The following is a 14,799-nucleotide window of genomic DNA, read 5'->3' on the forward strand; positions in this document are numbered from 1 at the left end:
TGGACAGGAAGGAGCGCGGAAAGTTCCGCGTCAGGTAATTGACGTGAATTCGCGGTTGAGCGCCGCGTGGTATTCGCTCAGTGCCTTGGCACGCGGCGTGCCTTCGTTTTCCCAGGCGATGGCGTTGTCGATGCGTTTGATCACGGTCGGCAGGGTGGCGGTCCAGTCATCCTTGCGCAGCAGGCGGCGGCTGGCGGAGTCCAGTTCTTCGGAAGGCGCGTTGCGCCAGCTGATGTGGCGCACCAGGTTCAGGGCGAACGGGGGACACGTCAGCGATTCGAAGGCCAGCGCGCCGACCTGCCGGCCAGTCAACTGCAAGGCGCCGCGCTTGAACCAGACGTAGGCCAGTGCGAGCAGCGCGGCTGCATAGAATAGCAGGATGCCGGCGGCGATTGCCACGTTGCCGTAGCGGGAGAACAGGCCGGCTGGGACAAGGCCGAACAGGGACAGCGCCATCAGCCAGATAAACGGCGCCAGCACCTTGTAGGGGCCGAACGAAGGCGGCGTCCAGCGCTGCGAGGCCGGGGCCGCAGCGACCACCTGCTGTTTCCAGCGCAGCGGGAACAGAGGGCGGTGCGGCAGCAGGGGATTCGGCACAAACGGCTCCTTGCCGCGCAAGGTGTAATGCTCGGCACCGAAATGCAGCGACCAGCGGCCACCCAGGGTGGCCGCCAGCACGCCTTCATTCGAATGCAGCAGCCGCGCCGAGTCGTACAGGTAGAGGCCAGCCATGGCCGCTACCAGCAGGATTTCGGCGTGGAAGGCAATCAATTGCTGGTTTCTTTCTTCTTGAACAGCGACTTCAGGCCAGCGACGGCTGCCACGCCAGCGACTGCAACCAGTTTCCACATCTTGGCCAGGAACAGGGCCGCGGCAGCCCAGAAGCCTTTCTTGGTCGCGATGACAGCGGCGCCGCCGGTCACCAGGGCGGCCAGGCCGAATTCGGCAACGTGGTCGCCCGGCTTGAACTCGGAGTACTTTTCACCGTCGTTGTAATCGAAGCCGGTCAGCACTTTGCGGAAGCTCGCCACGTCGGCGTCCAGCGTTTCAGGCGAGGACACCAGGGTCGCGCTCATCACGCCGCTGCGGCCCAGCAGGCGGATGGTGTAGTTCAGCGAAACGCCGTGATCCGAGCGCAGCTTCAGGCCCCATTCCAGTTGCTTGGTCTTTTCGTCGTAGTGCGGCGGAACGTACCAGCCTTCGGTGTACAGGGCTCCCAGGCCGAGACGCTTGCGTTCTTCGTTGGCTGGCTCGTCGCTTTCCTTCAGGGTTTTCAGCAGCGCGTCGGCATCGATCTTGTCGCCTTCCTTGACGTAGCCGCTCTGGTCGAAGGTGAAGGTGGCCCACCAGCCGCCCTCGGTGTCCAGGATGGTGTAGTTGCCGTCTTCCGGCAGGTTGCCGGTCAGCTCCAGGAAGCGACGCGAGTTCTTGTCGTCCAGGAATTGCACTTTATCGCTTGGCGTTTTCAGGGTGGCCTTGCCGGCGATGGCTTCGGCGCGCGGGCCGGTGTGCCAATCCAGCTTGTCGAATTCCGCCTTGCGCTGCTCTGCAGTCATGTCGGCCATGGCAAATACCGGCACCAGTGCAAGCGCAATCACCCAGTTACGAATCTTCATTGTTATTCCCCGTTGAGTTATTTTGGATAAACCCAAGAGGATAGCAGCAGGGACGCCGTCCAAAATGCGTACTTTCTCACATCCGCAGGCTGCGTTCAATGGCGCCGGAAGCCGCGGCCTTCAGCAGGCGCTGGAATTTTGGGCACTCGGCATGGCTCGGCGCAGGGCAGGCCGCCGCGTGGCGCAACCCTTCGCTCATCGCCTTGAGGCGCTTGGCCAGGGCCTCGATCTCTTCCGCCTTGGACAGAAGGAAGGCGCGGTCGATGGACGTGCCGCCGTCTGGCGTGAACATCGAGCCGATTTCGTCCAGCGACAGGCCGGCTGACTGGCCCAGCGAAATGATGGCCAGCGTGTCGAGCACGCCCGGCGCATAGGTGCGCCGCAAGCCGTTGCGGCCCACCGGCTTGATCAGGCCTTTTTTCTCGTAATAGCGCAGCGTGGAGGCGGCCATGCCCGAGCGCTGCGCGACTTCGGCGATATCCATCAAAAATCCCTTGACTTGAAGTTGACTTCAACTTCTACAGTGTGCACATCAACCACGGAGATTGCAATGGAAATCATCATCATCGGCATTGGCGCCACCATCGTGTTCGACTTGTGGCTGGTCCTGCTCAAGCGCATGGGCGTGAAGACTATGAACATGGCCTTCATCGGCCGTTGGGCCGGGCACCTGGCGCAGGGCCGCTTCGCACATGACTCGATTGCGGCTTCGCCGGCGGTCGGCGGCGAGCACGCGCTGGGATGGCTGGTGCATTACGCAACGGGCGTGGCGTTTGCCGGCGCGCTGGTAGCGGTGGCGGGCCAGGGCTGGCTGCATGCGCCGAGCATCGGCCCGGCGCTGGCAGTCGGCATCGCCACCGTCGGAGCGCCGCTGTTCGTGATGCAGCCTTCGATGGGACTGGGCATCGCGTCCAGCAAAACGCCGGCGCCGCTGAAGAACTGCCTGCGCAGCGTCGCCAATCACACCGTCTTCGGACTTGGTCTTTATCTTTCCGCCTTACTCATAAAAGGAATCGCGCAATGAAGAAACTCGCAGTGATCTACCACAGCGCCCACGGCCACACGGAGCATATCGCCTCGCATATCGCGCAAGGCGCAGCCGTCGTGCCAGGAATGGTGGTGCATGTGCTAAAGGCATCGGAGCTGGCAGCGGCGCCGGATGCGCTCCTGCAGTACGATGGCATGCTGCTTGGCTCGCCGACCTATCTTGGCGGCGTGTCGGGCGTGTTCAAGACCTTCATGGATGCCACCGGCAAGATGTGGCGCTCGCAGCAGCTGAAAGGCAAGCTGGCGGGTGGCTTCACGGTATCGTCGCTGCCAGCGGGGGACAAGCAATCGACGCTGGTGTCGATGTTCACCTTCTGCATGCAGCACGGGATGATCTGGGCCGGCAATCCCATCCTGCCGGAGCAGCATTCAGGCGTGCCTTACGACGAAGCTGCCAATCGCCTGGGGTCTTGGTCCGGCCTGATGGCGCAGGCCGGGCACGGCACGGCGGCGCATGAATTCCCTGCGGGGGACATCAAGACCGCCCGCATGTTCGGGCAGGGTTTTGCCGAGACCTTGATCAGGCTTCGATGATTTCGAAGCTGTGGGTGATCTGCGCCGTCTTGGCCAGCATGATGCTGGCGGAGCAGTACTTGTCGTGGGACAGGGTGATGGCGCGGTCGACCACTTCCGGCTTCAGGTCCTTGCCGGTGACGACGAAGTGGAAGTTGATCCTGGTGAAAACCTTGGGCTCGGTCTCGGCGCGTTCGGCTTGCAGCACCACTTCGCAACCGCGTACGTCGGCACGGCCCTTCTTCAGGATCAGCACCACGTCGTAGGCGGTGCAGCCGCCGGTACCCAGCAACACCATCTCCATCGGGCGCGGCGCCAGGTTATGGCCGCCGCCTTCCGGGGCGCCGTCCATGGCGACCATGTGGCCAGAACCGGTCTGGGCGCGGAAACTCATGCCCGACGGGCCATTCCAGCTAACTTTAACTTCCATCTGAACTCTCCGTTAAATGCGTCCGGGCATTATACGGTCATCATGTATTTCTCGCTCTTCATGCGCCGCTCGGTATACCAGACGCACAGCATGGCCAGCAGCAGGCTGCTGAAGAAGGTCTGCAGGAAGGGCAGCATGCCAATGCTGCCGCCCTTGGCCAGCTCGCGCAGCAGGGTCTGGTTGGACAGCACGGGCACCATGTACATCCACCAGCTATTGGTCAGGTTCATCATCGGCACCAGGATCACCGGAACCAGCGGCACGATCATGGTGAAGCTGACCAGGGTCTGGGCTTCCTTGAAGGAGCGGGCGTTGATGGCCAGGGCGATTTCCAGCGCCGCGGCGAATAGCGACAGGGTGGCGGAGGCCAGGCACACCATGGCCAGGTCGCGCCAGCCCAGGCGCCAGGACAGGCCGATTTCCTCCAGCGGCAGCCATTTCAAAATGCCGTGCGCGATCGCCAGCTCCAGCGTGATGCCGACAATCGACAGCAGCGAAGCCGCCAGCCATTTGCCGACGATCAGGTCGGCCGGCCGCAGGGGCTGCGCCATCAGCACCTCCAGCGAGCGCCGTTCGCGCTCGCCGGCCGTGCTGTCGACCGCGGTGCTCATGCAGAACATGAAGGCCGGGATGAAGAAGATGCCCAGCATGGTGCTGATGGTGTTGGCCGAACGCGAAGCACTGGTGCCGGCATCGTAGCGCTGCACCAGCACCGGGTTCAGGTTGACCGGCGACACGCCGTGCGCCAGCAATCGCGCGCTGGCGATATTGCGGCTGTAATCGCGCAGCACGTATTCCACCTCATCGATCTTGCGCGAACTGTCGGAGGCGGAGTCGAACCACAGCTCGACCCGCGCCGGGCGCATGGCGTGGTAGTTCTCGGCGAATTCCGGCGTCAGGCGCAGCACGGCCGTCACGGTCTGCTTGCGCAGCAGGGCGTTGATGTCCTCTTCGCCCATGGCTTCAAGCTCGGTGATGTTCACGTTGCGCTGGCGTAGCTGGTTCATCAGCGTTGGCGCCTGCTCGCTGCCGATCACCGCCAGTTCCACGCCTTCGCGCTCCGGCTTGGTGGCGCGGTCGATTTGCCGCTGCAGCATGAAGCCGACCAGGATCGGATACATCAGCACGAACAGCAGCAGCAGGCTGAGGGCGCGGCGGTCGCGCAGGGTCTCCACCAGTTCCTTGCGCAGCACGATGGGGAATTTCATCCTCATAGCTCGATCCCTTCCTCGGTGCCGACCAGGCGCACGAAAGCATCTTCCAGGCTCGGCAAGCCGGCCTGTTCGCACAACTGCTGCGGCGTGCCTTGGGTGACCGTGGTGCCGTTGGCGATCACGATCACGTCGTCGCAGGAGTGGATCACTTCCTGCATCACGTGGGTTGCCATGATCACGCAGCAGCCGTCCGCCTTCAGCGCGGCCAGCGCGCGGCGCAGGGCGCGCGTGCTCATCACGTCCAGGCCCCGGCTTGGCTCGTCGAGCAGCAGGTGGCGCGGCCGGTGCAGCAGGGTGCGCGCCAGGGCGACCTTGATACGCTGGCCTTGCGAGAAGCCTTTTGCGCGGCGGTCGATGATGTCTTCCAGCGACAGCAGCTCGGTGACTTCCTTGGTGCGCTGTTCGATCGCGGCATCGGCCATGTCGTTCAACTCGCCGAAGTAGCGCAGGTATTCGCGCGTGGTCAGGCGTTCATACAGGCCGAACTGGTCGGTCAGCACGCCGACGTTGCGCCGTACCGCCATCGGATCGATGGCGGGATCGACGCCGTCGATGGAGATGGTGCCGTGGTCGCGCTGCAGCAGGCCGACCAGGGTGCGCAGCAAGGTGGTCTTGCCGGCGCCGTTCGGTCCGAGCAGGGCGGTGATGATGCCGTCGCGCGCGGTGAAGCTGGCGCCCGCCAGCGCCTGCACCTTGCCGAAGCGCTTGCAGAGGTTATGGACTTCGATCATGGCTGTGGCCCTGCACTATTGAGCTGGAAAGTCGGCGCCGGGATTTCGTTCAGGCATTCCGCCTTCACCGGGACGCCGGGCTGGTCGAGGAAGCCGCGCAGCAGGCGCGGCATGCATCCGAGCGGCGATACGATATGCCCGCCATTCTTCACGATCAGGTGCTGGGCATTCTTCATGTACTTGCGCGCCGCTTCGGCGCGGCGCGGCGGCGTGACCGGGTCGAGTGCGCCGGACATCAGCAGCACCGGCGCTTCGATCACAGTCGGCTCCTTGTAAGGCACGGCCGGCACGGCGATGGTTTCGCACATTGTCCCGATGCGCATGATCTGCGGCGCGCCGAGGAAGGAGCCTTTTGTATCCTCTTCCAGCAATTGCGGCGTCAGGCGCGGGAAGTCCTCGGCGCAGACCACGGCCAGGTGCAGCGGCATGGCCGGCCCGCCCTCGGAGGAGAAATCGCGCGACACATTGCTGCGCGCGATGAAGGGCTGCCAGCGGTCCTGGTAGGCGCTGTGGATGAGGAAGGGCAGGCGCCGGCTGTCCGCCTGCGAATACAGGATGTTATGCACGGTGCCGATAAAGCGCATGCTGGTCATTTCGACCTTGGTGGTTTCCGCCGTACGCGGATCGGGCAGCGTGAGCGATTGCGGCGCCTTGGCCAGGCGCGCCGCCAGCGCCTCGAACTCGGAGCGCAGGCTGGGGAAGGCGGTGGCGCAGACCGTATCGTCGGCGCACTGCTTGAACAGGGCGTCGAGCGCCGCCTGCGCATCGTGCGCGCCGGCCGGCACCACCTGGTCGGGCGCCGCCACGCCATCCAGCACCAGGGCGCGCACGCTGCCGGGGTACAGGCGGGCATAGGCCTGGGCCAGGCGGCTGCCGTAGGAGCCGCCCCAGACATTGATGCGCCCATAACCGAGGGCGCCGCGCACCGCTTCGATGTCGCGCGCCGCCTGTTCGGTCGTATAAAGATTGAAGCGCTTGTTCAAGCCCTTGATGCAGGCACGGGTCTCGGCCAGCAATTCGTCTTCCGTGGCCGTTTCGGCATTCTTGCCCGGTTTGCAATCGAGCTTCCCGGATAATCCGGTGCCGCGCTGGTCGATCAGCACGATGTCGCGCGTGGCGCGCACCTTGCGGAAAGTGGTGTTCAGCAAGGGCACCAGGTCGGAACCCGCTTCGCCCGGGCCGCCGGCCAGCAGGAACAGCGGATCGCGCCGGGCCGACTCGCGCAGGGCGGGGGCGACGGCAACGTGCAGGCTGAGGGTGGCGCCGGGCGCATGGTGGTCGAGCGGCACCGCCAGGCGAATGCAGCGCAGGGCTTCTTCGGCGCCAGGCAGGTGGCAGCTTTTGCCTGGCTCGGCCTGCGCCATTGCCGGACCAAGGCCAAGGGCTAACAACGTGGCCAGCATGAGCGATCGCATGGCCGTCTCCTCTTGTGATTCTGGGGTTCCATAGTAGCTCGGCAATATCTGCTTAGCAACGGCAACTCGGTACAGGGCGGGGTTGACCCGGCGGGGCTGGCCGGGCTATAATCGCCAGCTTTCCTTTTCGCTCGGGAAAATTAAACAAGAAGGATGCGTCCGCTGAAGCACAGGGGCGGAACCACCGATAGAGCGTTTTTTATCTTTCACAGAAAGTTCAAACATGAAAACTTTTTCCGCTAAGGGCCATGAAGTCCAGCGCGATTGGTTCGTGATTGACGCGACGGACAAAGTCCTCGGCCGTGTTGCCAGCGAAGTGGCACGCCGACTGCGCGGCAAGCATAAGCCAGAATTCACCCCTCACGTTGACACCGGCGACTTCATCGTTGTCGTGAACGCAGGCAAACTGCGCGTGACCGGTACCAAAGCAACCGAGAAGACCTATTACCGTCACTCCGGTTACCCAGGCGGCATCTACGAGACCAACTTCCTGAAGATGCAACAGCGCTTCCCAGGCCGCGCCCTGGAAAAGGCAGTGAAAGGCATGCTGCCGAAGGGTCCTCTGGGCTACGCCATGATCAAGAAGCTGAAAGTGTACGCTGAGGGTACCCACCCGCACGCTGCCCAGCAACCTAAAGCACTCGAATTCTAAGGAACTGACATGATCGGTAACTACAACTACGGCACCGGCCGTCGCAAGAGTGCAGTTGCTCGCGTGTTCATCAAAGCTGGCACCGGCCAGATCATCGTGAACGGCAAGCCAGCAGCTGAGTACTTCTCCCGTGAAACCGGCCTGATGGTGATCCGTCAGCCGCTGGAACTGACCGGCAACGTTGAACGTTTCGACATCAAAGTCAACGTGCACGGCGGCGGCGAGTCCGGCCAGGCAGGTGCAGTGCGTCACGGCATCACCCGCGCACTGATCGACTACGATGCAGGCCTGAAGGGCGACCTGGCACGTGCCGGCTTCGTCACTCGCGATGCTCGTGAAGTTGAACGTAAAAAAGTTGGTCTGCGCAAAGCACGTCGCGCAAAGCAATTCTCGAAGCGTTAATCTTTACGCTCTCGTACAAAAAGCCGCTGGTCTCCAGCGGCTTTTTTTATTTTTGCCTTAAAATGACCCCCTCGTTTAATTTTTACTTCGCAAGGAAGAGATCATGATCAAAGTAGGCATCGTCGGCGGCACTGGTTACACGGGCGTGGAACTGCTGCGACTGTTAGCCGCACACCCTGAAGTCGAACTGACCGCGATCACTTCGCGCAAGGAAGACGGCTTGCCGGTGGCTGAGATGTATCCTTCCCTGCGCGGCCGCGTGAATATCGCCTTCTCCTCGCCGGACAAGGTTGACCTGACCCAGTGCGACGTCGTGTTCTTCGCCACTCCGCACGGCGTGGCCATGGCGCAGGCGCCGGAACTGCTGGCCAAAGGCGTGAAGGTGATCGACCTGGCGGCAGACTTCCGCATCAAGGACCGAGCCGTATTCGAAAAGACGTACAAGATCGACCACACCGCGCCTGAACTGCTGGAGCAAGCCGTGTACGGCCTGCCTGAGCTGAACCGCGAAGACATCAAGAAGGCGAACCTGATCGCCAACCCGGGCTGCTACCCGACCACCATGCAGCTCGGCTTCGTGCCGCTGCTGAAGGCCGGCCTGATCGATGCCGGCCACCTGATCGCCGACTGCAAGTCCGGCGTGTCCGGCGCCGGCCGCAAGGCGGAAATCGGCACCCTGTTCTCCGAATCGTCGGACAACTTCAAGGCCTACGGCGTGAGCGGCCACCGCCACACCCCGGAAACAGCGGCCCAGCTGCAGCGCTTCACCAGCGAGAAGGTCAACCTGATCTTCACCCCGCACCTGACCCCGATGATCCGCGGCATGCACTCGACCCTGTATGCGCGCCTGACCAAGGAAGTGTCGAACGAAGAGCTGCAAAAGCTGTTCGAAGACGCCTACGCCGACCAGCCGTTCGTCGACGTGATGCCATGGGGCTCGCACCCGGAAACCCGCAGCACCCGCGGCGCCAATATGCTGCGCCTGGCGCTGCATCGCCCGAACAATGGCGACACCCTGATCGTGCTGGTGGTGCAGGACAACCTGGTCAAGGGCGCATCCGGCCAGGCCGTGCAGTGCATGAACCTGATGTTCGGCCTGGACGAAGGCCTGGGCCTGCAAACCATCGCCCTGATGCCTTAAGTGGAAGGCCGCATGGAACAGGCGCGCGTGCCAATGCTGGCACGCGTGTTTGGCCTGGCTGCGGTCCTGGTCGCCGGCGGCGCGCTGGCGATGTGGGGCGTCGACCTGGGCAAGCGCGTGGTTGGCGTATCGAAAGGCGAATCCGGCCCTACCGTTGCAAAGCAACTCGCCGCGGCTGAGCTGGAACTGGCCCGCGTATCGGCTGAGCGCGATGAATTGGCTGCAAAGCTGAAGGCTGTTCCCGTGGCGGCGCCCGCACCGGCCGCTTCCGATGCCGAATTGGCAAAATTGAATGCCGACCTGGCCCTGCTGGAAGAAGCGCTGCCGCCAGCGAAAGCCGGTTCCGGCCTGCTCATCCGCGGCATGCAAGCTCGCATGGCGGCGCCAAAGCTCTTGCATTACACGGTTCTGCTCCAATATGGTGCGAAGAAGAAGGGCCCATCCGCCTTCTCCGGCCGGCTCAAGCTGTCGGTTGCCGTCATCCAGGATGGCAAGAAAGCGGTGCTTGAATACCCGAAGGATGGCGCCGAGCGCTACGACCTGAAAGTGGACCGCTACCAGCGCGTTGACGGCACGCTGGAACTGCCGGAAGGCCTGAAAGTGGTGGCAGTCAAGGTCAGCCTGTCGGAAAAGGGCAAAATCGTTGCCGATGAAACAACGACTGTGCGCAGCCTCTAAAGCGGCCAAGTCCGGCATGGACTATAATGGGACAACTGATTTTAAGTAGGAGTAACACATGACTGCAGTAGCCGAAGACGTGATCCCGGCACCGATCGTTTTCACCGACGCCGCGGCCGAGAAAGTAGCGCAACTGATCGAAGAAGAAGGCAATCCGGACCTGAAGCTGCGCGTATTCGTGCAGGGTGGCGGTTGCTCCGGCTTCCAATACGGTTTCACCTTTGACGAAATCGTCAACGAAGACGACACCACCATGGTGAAGAACGGCGTCCAGCTGTTGATCGACTCGATGAGCTACCAATACCTGGTAGGCGCCGAGATCGACTACAAGGACGACCTGGAAGGCGCGCAATTCGTGATCAAGAACCCATCCGCGACCTCGACTTGCGGCTGCGGTTCCTCCTTCTCCGTCTAAGCAAAACCATTACGGCTCAGCCCGTGTCACACCGTGGGGTCACACCCCAAGAGTGACACGCTCTCTGCCATTGCACGGACGAGCCCGTGTCACTCTTCGGGGTGTGACCCCATGGTGTGACACGGGCTCGGCCGTTAACGGGGGTAGAGGACGCCGAGGATGCGCTCGCCGCGCGCGCCGGTGACGGAGGGCAGGTTGCCGGGCAGGCGTTCGCCGAAACGGTAGGCCAGCCACGCGAACACCATCGCTTCTACTCGGTTGGGCGGTACGCCCAGCGCGTCGGTGGACTGAACGTTGGTCGACTCCCCCAGTTCCGTTTGCAACTCGCGCATGAGCGTGGCGTTGTAGGCGCCGCCGCCGCAGACGTAGAGTGCATCCGCGCCGTGAGGGGCGACTTCGCGTGCCAGGCTGACTGCGGTCAGGCGCAACAGGGTGAACATCACGTCTTCCGGCCTGGCTTCGGCGAAAGCCGCCAGGCGGGTGTCCAGCCAGCCGGCATGGAACAGGTCGCGGCCGGTGCTCTTCGGCGCGGGCTGGGTGAAGTAGGGCTCGGCCAGCAACGCAACCAGCAGGCCGGGTATTTCCTTGCCGGTGGCAGCCCAGGCGCCGTTGTCGTCGTATTCCACGCCTTTGTGGCGCGCGATCCAGGCATTCATCAGCACGTTGCCGGGACCAGTGTCGTAGCCGCCAACCGTACCGTCCCTATGCAGCAGGGAGATGTTGGCGATGCCGCCGATGTTGGCCAGCACACGCATCTTTCCTTCCTTTCCGAACAGGGCCTTGTGGCCGGCAGGTACCAGCGGCGCACCCTGGCCCCCGGCAGCCACATCGCGCGAGCGGAAGTCGGCTATCACGTCGATGTCGCTCAGCTCGGCCAGCAGGGCGGCGTTAATGATCTGGCGCGTGAAGCCGAGTTCAGGGCGGTGGCGGATGGTCTGCCCATGCGCACCCACGGCGCGCACGTCAGCCGATTTCATTTCAGCCTTGGCCAGCAGCTCGGCCACGCAATCCGCATAGAGTTCGGCCAGCTTGTTCGCGGCCAGCGCTTCGCGCTCGATCTCGTTAGGAGAGGCGGCTTGCAGCGCCATCAGCTCGTCGCGCAGCGACTGCGGAAACTCCACGTACGCCGCCGACATGGTGCGCGCAGCACCGGCCCAAAAGTCCACCAGGACGCCATCTACACCGTCCAGGCTGGTACCCGACATCATTCCGATATATAAGCTCATGGTCCTATTGTAGTTCGGGGGCAGTTGAGTCAAATAAAAAAAAGGCGCACCTTTGTGCGCCTTTTATTCCTTTGCCGCCGGACTACTTGGCGGCGAGGGTGTTGGTCTTGTCGTTCGAACGGAGCAGGGCGAAGCGGTGGATCATGTCGCCGGCCACCGATTTGAAGCGCGCCAGTTCGGCAGTCGTCAGCGGGGCTTGGGCCGTAATGTTCAGCTTGTTCGGGTCCTTGGCTTCGCCTGCGACGCGGAATTCGTAGTGCAGGTGGGCGCCGGTCGACCAGCCGGTGGTCCCGACGTAGCCGATGATGTCGCCTTGGTTGACCTTGGCACCCTTTTTCATGCCGGGGCCGAAGCGGCTCATGTGCGCGTAGGCGGTGGAGTAGTTGGCCCAGTGCTTGATCACGACCACGTTGCCGTAGCCGCCTTGCACGCCGGCGAAATCGATCACGCCGTCGCCGGCTGCGCGAATCGGGGTGCCGGTCGCCGCGGCGAAGTCGGTGCCTTTGTGCTGCTTCCAGTTGCCGGAGATCGGATGCGAGCGCATGCCGAAGCCGGACGAAATACGCGAGAATTCCAGCGGCGACTTCAGGAAGGCCTTCTTCAGCGATTTGCCGTCGAAGCTGTAGTAACCGCCGCCCGACTTGGTCAGCGGATCTTCAAACCACACGCTTTGGTAGGTGGTGCCCTTGTTGGTGAATTCGCCTGCCAGGATGCGGCCGGCGCGCACGAACTCGCCGTCCTGCCAGAAGGTTTCATACACCACGTTGAAACGGTCACCGCGCTTCAGGTCGGAACGGAAGTCGATGTTGGTGGAGAACATTTCAATGATCTGCGCGACGACGGTGTCGGGCAGGCTGCTGCCGTCGGAACTCGAGTCGGTCGCGGCATACAGGGAAGTGGTGATTTCGCGCGCGCGCATTTCAACGCGGCGTTCCAGTTTCGCGGCGGTCTCTTCAGCCGTGAATTCTGCGTCGCCCGAACGGGTGACCATAATATTCTTGACGGGATTGTCTTTGCCGTCCACAACGGTGGCCTTCAGCCACAGCAGGTTGCCGTTTTCGTCGGTCTGCGCCTGCACGCGCTTGCCGCTGCGCAGCTGCATGATGGCGCGCGCGGTCTTGTCTTTCTTGATGAAGGTTTCTGCAGCGTCGTCTTCCACGCCCAGGCGATTGAGCAGCGTCGCGAGCGTGTCGCCGGCGCGGATCTTTTCTTCGTGGACGTAAGTCTGGTTAGCTTCTTGCTTCTGCAGGGCGGTAATCTGCGAGCTCAGGTCCGGCAGCTGGATTTCCTGGGCAACGGTCTTCACGGGCAGGTCGCTTGGATCGGGGGCGAGCGGAGCCACGCCAGCAGCACCAAAAGCGCATACGGCAAGGAAGATCGCCGATGCGCTGATGATCCGCGCCTTACGCGTCGAACCTAGCAGATTGTGCAAGCCGGAGCTTGTGAACTTGTTTATAGGGTTCATGCAATCAGTTAAAATTTGCCGCTTGAACTTTCAGGATTCTTGGTATTTTGTTCTAAGTTGTTGATTTAATTCGTTTTCATCGGGCAAGATTGATGGGATCGGGCATTATAACAAAGTCCTGAGCCGTGCCAACAATTTGAGAGAATTTCGCAAAAATGGATACAGACAACAAAATCCTGCCGCTGACCGATAGCGTCCAGGAAGCCCTCGCCATCACCAAGCGTGGTGTGGACGAGCTCATCATCGAAAGCGAATTTGCTCAAAAGCTGGCGCGCTCGGAAAAGACTGGCGTGCCGCTGCGCATCAAGCTGGGCCTGGACCCGACCGCGCCTGACTTGCACCTGGGCCACACCGTGGTGCTGAACAAGATGCGCCAGCTGCAGAACCTGGGCCACCAGGTGATCTTCCTGATCGGCGACTTCACTTCGATGATTGGCGACCCTTCCGGCCGCAACGTCACCCGTCCGCCGCTGACCCGCGAGCAGATCGAGCTGAACGCACAGACTTATTTCAAACAGGCATCGCTGGTGCTGGATGCGGCCAAGACCGAAATCCGCTACAACTCGGAGTGGTGCGATCCGCTGGGCGCGCGCGGCATGATCCAGTTGTCCTCGCGCTACACCGTGGCGCGCATGATGGAACGCGACGACTTTTCCAAGCGCTTCAAGAACGGCACCCCGATTTCGGTGCACGAGTTCCTGTACCCGCTGATGCAGGGTTACGACTCGGTGGCGCTGAAGGCAGACCTGGAGCTGGGCGGCACCGACCAGAAGTTCAACCTGCTGGTTGGCCGCGAGTTGCAAAAGGATTACGGCCAGGAACAGCAGTGCATCCTGACCATGCCGCTGCTGGAAGGCCTGGACGGCGTCGAGAAGATGTCCAAGTCCAAGAACAACTATATTGGTATTACCGAGCCGGCCAACACCATGTTCGCCAAGGTGATGTCGATTTCGGACGTGATGATGTGGCGTTACTACGACCTGCTGTCGTGGAAGTCGATCGAGGAAATCGCGGGCCTGAAGAAGGCGATTGAAGGCGGGGCGAATCCGCGCGATGCCAAAGTGGCGCTGGCGCAGGAGATCGTGGAGCGCTTCCACTCGCGCCAGGCGGCGGAGGATGCGCTGGCGGACTTCGTCAATCGCTCCAAGGGTGGCATTCCGGATGATGTGCCCGAAGTTGCCGTGGCCGGCGCGCCGGTTGGCATTGGCCAATTGCTGAAGCAGACCGGCTTGTGCGCTTCGACCGGCGAGGGCCTGCGCATGATCGATCAGGGCGGCGTGCGTATCGACGGTACGGTGATCAGCGATAAGGCGCTGAAAATTGAGGCAGGCACCTTCGTGCTGCAGGTCGGCAAGCGCAAATTTGCTAAAGTGACCTTGTCGGCATGATCGGGCTGCTGCAGCGGGTTTCGTCCGCCAAGGTTGTTGTCGATGGCGAGACGACCGGCGCCATCGATGGCGGGCTGATGGTGCTGGTGTGTGCGGAGAAGGGCGATACGGAGAGGGAGGCGGACCAGTTGCTGGCCAAGCTTTTGTCGTATCGTGTATTTTCCGACGATGCCGGCAAAATGAACAAGTCGGTGACCGATGTCGCGGGCGGCTTGCTGCTGGTGCCGCAGTTTACGCTGGCGGCGGATACCAACTCCGGCACCCGGCCTTCGTTCAGCCCGGCGGCTGCGCCGGCGGATGGGAAGCGGCTGTTTGAGTATTTTGTGGAGCAGGCGCGTTCCAGGCACGCGGTCGTTGGCACGGGCGTGTTTGGGGCGGATATGAAGGTGTCGTTGACAAATGATGGGCCGGTGACGTTCTGGTTGCAGGTGAGTCCAAAATAAAAACCGGTAAACCTGGGTCTGAC

18 protein-coding genes are annotated in these 14,799 nt (G+C 62.4%); 9 read left to right on the forward strand and 9 right to left on the reverse strand.

What is annotated here, in order from left to right:
- Positions 1-30: 30 nt before the first annotated feature.
- The 3 genes from ACN9M3_RS06410 to ACN9M3_RS06420 all read right to left on the reverse strand — a co-directional run bounded on the left by ACN9M3_RS06410 (position 31) and on the right by ACN9M3_RS06420 (position 2,100).
- Positions 31-771, reverse strand: a complete 741-nt coding sequence (locus ACN9M3_RS06410; RefSeq protein ID WP_426168800.1) for a hypothetical protein — start codon at positions 769-771, stop codon at positions 31-33.
- Positions 768-1,616 carry a DUF2167 domain-containing protein gene (locus tag ACN9M3_RS06415; protein ID WP_426168802.1) on the reverse strand — a complete coding sequence of 283 codons (849 nt, stop codon included), beginning with the start codon at positions 1,614-1,616 and terminating at the stop codon, positions 768-770. The genes ACN9M3_RS06410 and ACN9M3_RS06415 overlap by 4 nt, the downstream gene beginning before the upstream one ends.
- 76 nt (positions 1,617-1,692) lie before the next feature.
- The gene (locus ACN9M3_RS06420) at positions 1,693-2,100 is read right to left on the reverse strand and encodes a helix-turn-helix domain-containing protein (RefSeq protein WP_426168805.1); all 408 of its coding nucleotides are present in this window, start codon (positions 2,098-2,100) and stop codon (positions 1,693-1,695) included.
- Between the two features lie 66 nt (positions 2,101-2,166).
- Between ACN9M3_RS06420 and ACN9M3_RS06425 the strand changes: the two genes are divergently transcribed.
- Together ACN9M3_RS06425 and ACN9M3_RS06430 are read left to right on the forward strand one after the other, a co-directional pair.
- Positions 2,167-2,640, forward strand: coding sequence for a DUF2938 domain-containing protein (locus ACN9M3_RS06425; RefSeq protein ID WP_426168808.1), 474 nt, complete (start codon positions 2,167-2,169; stop codon positions 2,638-2,640).
- Positions 2,637-3,197: a flavodoxin family protein gene (locus ACN9M3_RS06430; protein WP_426168810.1), complete on the forward strand. Its 561-nt coding sequence runs from the start codon at positions 2,637-2,639 to the stop codon at positions 3,195-3,197. Before ACN9M3_RS06425 ends, ACN9M3_RS06430 begins: the two co-directional genes overlap by 4 nt.
- Here ACN9M3_RS06430 and ACN9M3_RS06435 read toward each other — a convergent pair.
- Genes ACN9M3_RS06435 through ACN9M3_RS06450 form a run of 4 tightly spaced genes read right to left on the reverse strand, consistent with a single transcriptional unit; the run spans position 3,184 to position 6,966 of the window.
- Complete coding sequence (locus ACN9M3_RS06435; protein WP_426168813.1) at positions 3,184-3,606, reverse strand: OsmC family protein; 423 nt, start codon at positions 3,604-3,606, stop codon at positions 3,184-3,186. The genes ACN9M3_RS06430 and ACN9M3_RS06435 overlap by 14 nt on opposite strands.
- Positions 3,607-3,635: 29 nt before the next feature.
- Positions 3,636-4,814 (reverse strand): ABC transporter permease, encoded by a 1,179-nt coding sequence (locus ACN9M3_RS06440; RefSeq protein WP_426321267.1) that lies wholly within the window; start codon positions 4,812-4,814, stop codon positions 3,636-3,638.
- Positions 4,815-4,816: 2 nt separating this feature from the next.
- Positions 4,817-5,551 carry an ATP-binding cassette domain-containing protein gene (locus tag ACN9M3_RS06445; RefSeq protein WP_426168818.1) on the reverse strand — a complete coding sequence of 245 codons (735 nt, stop codon included), beginning with the start codon at positions 5,549-5,551 and terminating at the stop codon, positions 4,817-4,819.
- A complete protein-coding gene (locus tag ACN9M3_RS06450; protein WP_426168821.1) occupies positions 5,548-6,966 on the reverse strand; it encodes an alpha/beta fold hydrolase in 1,419 nt (472 codons plus the stop codon). The genes ACN9M3_RS06445 and ACN9M3_RS06450 overlap by 4 nt, the downstream gene beginning before the upstream one ends.
- A 223-nt stretch (positions 6,967-7,189) precedes the next feature.
- Here ACN9M3_RS06450 and rplM point away from each other — a divergent pair, with 223 nt between their 5' ends.
- The 5 genes from rplM (at position 7,190) to erpA (ending at position 10,254) form a co-directional block, all read left to right on the forward strand.
- Positions 7,190-7,618, forward strand: a complete 429-nt coding sequence (rplM, locus tag ACN9M3_RS06455) for a 50S ribosomal protein L13 (RefSeq protein ID WP_426321270.1) — start codon at positions 7,190-7,192, stop codon at positions 7,616-7,618.
- A gap of 9 nt (positions 7,619-7,627) precedes the next feature.
- Positions 7,628-8,020 (forward strand): 30S ribosomal protein S9, encoded by a 393-nt coding sequence (rpsI, locus tag ACN9M3_RS06460; protein ID WP_028102305.1) that lies wholly within the window; start codon positions 7,628-7,630, stop codon positions 8,018-8,020.
- Positions 8,021-8,123: 103 nt separating this feature from the next.
- Positions 8,124-9,161 carry an N-acetyl-gamma-glutamyl-phosphate reductase gene (gene argC, locus ACN9M3_RS06465; protein WP_426168825.1) on the forward strand — a complete coding sequence of 346 codons (1,038 nt, stop codon included), beginning with the start codon at positions 8,124-8,126 and terminating at the stop codon, positions 9,159-9,161.
- Between the two features lie 12 nt (positions 9,162-9,173).
- Positions 9,174-9,839: a DUF6776 family protein gene (locus ACN9M3_RS06470; protein WP_426321273.1), complete on the forward strand. Its 666-nt coding sequence runs from the start codon at positions 9,174-9,176 to the stop codon at positions 9,837-9,839.
- Positions 9,840-9,897: 58 nt separating this feature from the next.
- Complete coding sequence (erpA, locus tag ACN9M3_RS06475; protein ID WP_028102302.1) at positions 9,898-10,254, forward strand: iron-sulfur cluster insertion protein ErpA; 357 nt, start codon at positions 9,898-9,900, stop codon at positions 10,252-10,254.
- 134 nt (positions 10,255-10,388) lie between these two features.
- Here erpA and ACN9M3_RS06480 read toward each other — a convergent pair whose 3' ends face one another.
- Together ACN9M3_RS06480 and ACN9M3_RS06485 are read right to left on the reverse strand one after the other, a co-directional pair.
- Positions 10,389-11,480: an anhydro-N-acetylmuramic acid kinase gene (locus tag ACN9M3_RS06480; protein WP_426321275.1), complete on the reverse strand. Its 1,092-nt coding sequence runs from the start codon at positions 11,478-11,480 to the stop codon at positions 10,389-10,391.
- Positions 11,481-11,562: 82 nt separating this feature from the next.
- A complete protein-coding gene (locus ACN9M3_RS06485) occupies positions 11,563-12,945 on the reverse strand; it encodes a peptidoglycan DD-metalloendopeptidase family protein (RefSeq protein ID WP_426321277.1) in 1,383 nt (460 codons plus the stop codon).
- A gap of 155 nt (positions 12,946-13,100) precedes the next feature.
- On the opposite strand from ACN9M3_RS06485, the gene tyrS reads away from it, so the two are divergent.
- A complete protein-coding gene (gene tyrS, locus ACN9M3_RS06490; protein WP_426168836.1) occupies positions 13,101-14,333 on the forward strand; it encodes a tyrosine--tRNA ligase in 1,233 nt (410 codons plus the stop codon).
- Positions 14,330-14,776 carry a D-aminoacyl-tRNA deacylase gene (gene dtd / locus ACN9M3_RS06495; protein WP_426168838.1) on the forward strand — a complete coding sequence of 149 codons (447 nt, stop codon included), beginning with the start codon at positions 14,330-14,332 and terminating at the stop codon, positions 14,774-14,776. The genes tyrS and dtd overlap by 4 nt, the downstream gene beginning before the upstream one ends.
- Positions 14,777-14,799 lie beyond the last annotated feature (23 nt).

This window comes from Pseudoduganella sp. R-43, assembly GCF_049913255.1.
GTDB lineage: Bacteria > Pseudomonadota > Gammaproteobacteria > Burkholderiales > Burkholderiaceae_D > Rugamonas.

What these genes read in the sequence shown, in the direction of transcription:
- argC (WP_426168825.1), top strand. Translation starts at nt 8,124, where the DNA reads ATGATCAAAGTAGGCATCGTCGGCGGCACTGGTTACACGGGCGTGGAA.
- ACN9M3_RS06470 (WP_426321273.1), top strand. Translation starts at nt 9,174, where the DNA reads ATGGAACAGGCGCGCGTGCCAATGCTGGCACGCGTGTTTGGCCTGGCT.
- tyrS (WP_426168836.1), top strand. Translation starts at nt 13,101, where the DNA reads ATGGATACAGACAACAAAATCCTGCCGCTGACCGATAGCGTCCAGGAA.
- rplM (WP_426321270.1), top strand. Translation starts at nt 7,190, where the DNA reads ATGAAAACTTTTTCCGCTAAGGGCCATGAAGTCCAGCGCGATTGGTTC.
- ACN9M3_RS06450 (WP_426168821.1), bottom strand. Translation starts at nt 6,966, where the DNA reads ATGCGATCGCTCATGCTGGCCACGTTGTTAGCCCTTGGCCTTGGTCCG.
- dtd (WP_426168838.1), top strand. Translation starts at nt 14,330, where the DNA reads ATGATCGGGCTGCTGCAGCGGGTTTCGTCCGCCAAGGTTGTTGTCGAT.
- ACN9M3_RS06480 (WP_426321275.1), bottom strand. Translation starts at nt 11,480, where the DNA reads ATGAGCTTATATATCGGAATGATGTCGGGTACCAGCCTGGACGGTGTA.
- ACN9M3_RS06415 (WP_426168802.1), bottom strand. Translation starts at nt 1,616, where the DNA reads ATGAAGATTCGTAACTGGGTGATTGCGCTTGCACTGGTGCCGGTATTT.
- erpA (WP_028102302.1), top strand. Translation starts at nt 9,898, where the DNA reads ATGACTGCAGTAGCCGAAGACGTGATCCCGGCACCGATCGTTTTCACC.
- ACN9M3_RS06485 (WP_426321277.1), bottom strand. Translation starts at nt 12,945, where the DNA reads ATGAACCCTATAAACAAGTTCACAAGCTCCGGCTTGCACAATCTGCTA.
- ACN9M3_RS06435 (WP_426168813.1), bottom strand. Translation starts at nt 3,606, where the DNA reads ATGGAAGTTAAAGTTAGCTGGAATGGCCCGTCGGGCATGAGTTTCCGC.
- ACN9M3_RS06445 (WP_426168818.1), bottom strand. Translation starts at nt 5,551, where the DNA reads ATGATCGAAGTCCATAACCTCTGCAAGCGCTTCGGCAAGGTGCAGGCG.
- ACN9M3_RS06420 (WP_426168805.1), bottom strand. Translation starts at nt 2,100, where the DNA reads ATGGATATCGCCGAAGTCGCGCAGCGCTCGGGCATGGCCGCCTCCACG.
- ACN9M3_RS06440 (WP_426321267.1), bottom strand. Translation starts at nt 4,814, where the DNA reads ATGAAATTCCCCATCGTGCTGCGCAAGGAACTGGTGGAGACCCTGCGC.
- ACN9M3_RS06430 (WP_426168810.1), top strand. Translation starts at nt 2,637, where the DNA reads ATGAAGAAACTCGCAGTGATCTACCACAGCGCCCACGGCCACACGGAG.
- ACN9M3_RS06425 (WP_426168808.1), top strand. Translation starts at nt 2,167, where the DNA reads ATGGAAATCATCATCATCGGCATTGGCGCCACCATCGTGTTCGACTTG.
- rpsI (WP_028102305.1), top strand. Translation starts at nt 7,628, where the DNA reads ATGATCGGTAACTACAACTACGGCACCGGCCGTCGCAAGAGTGCAGTT.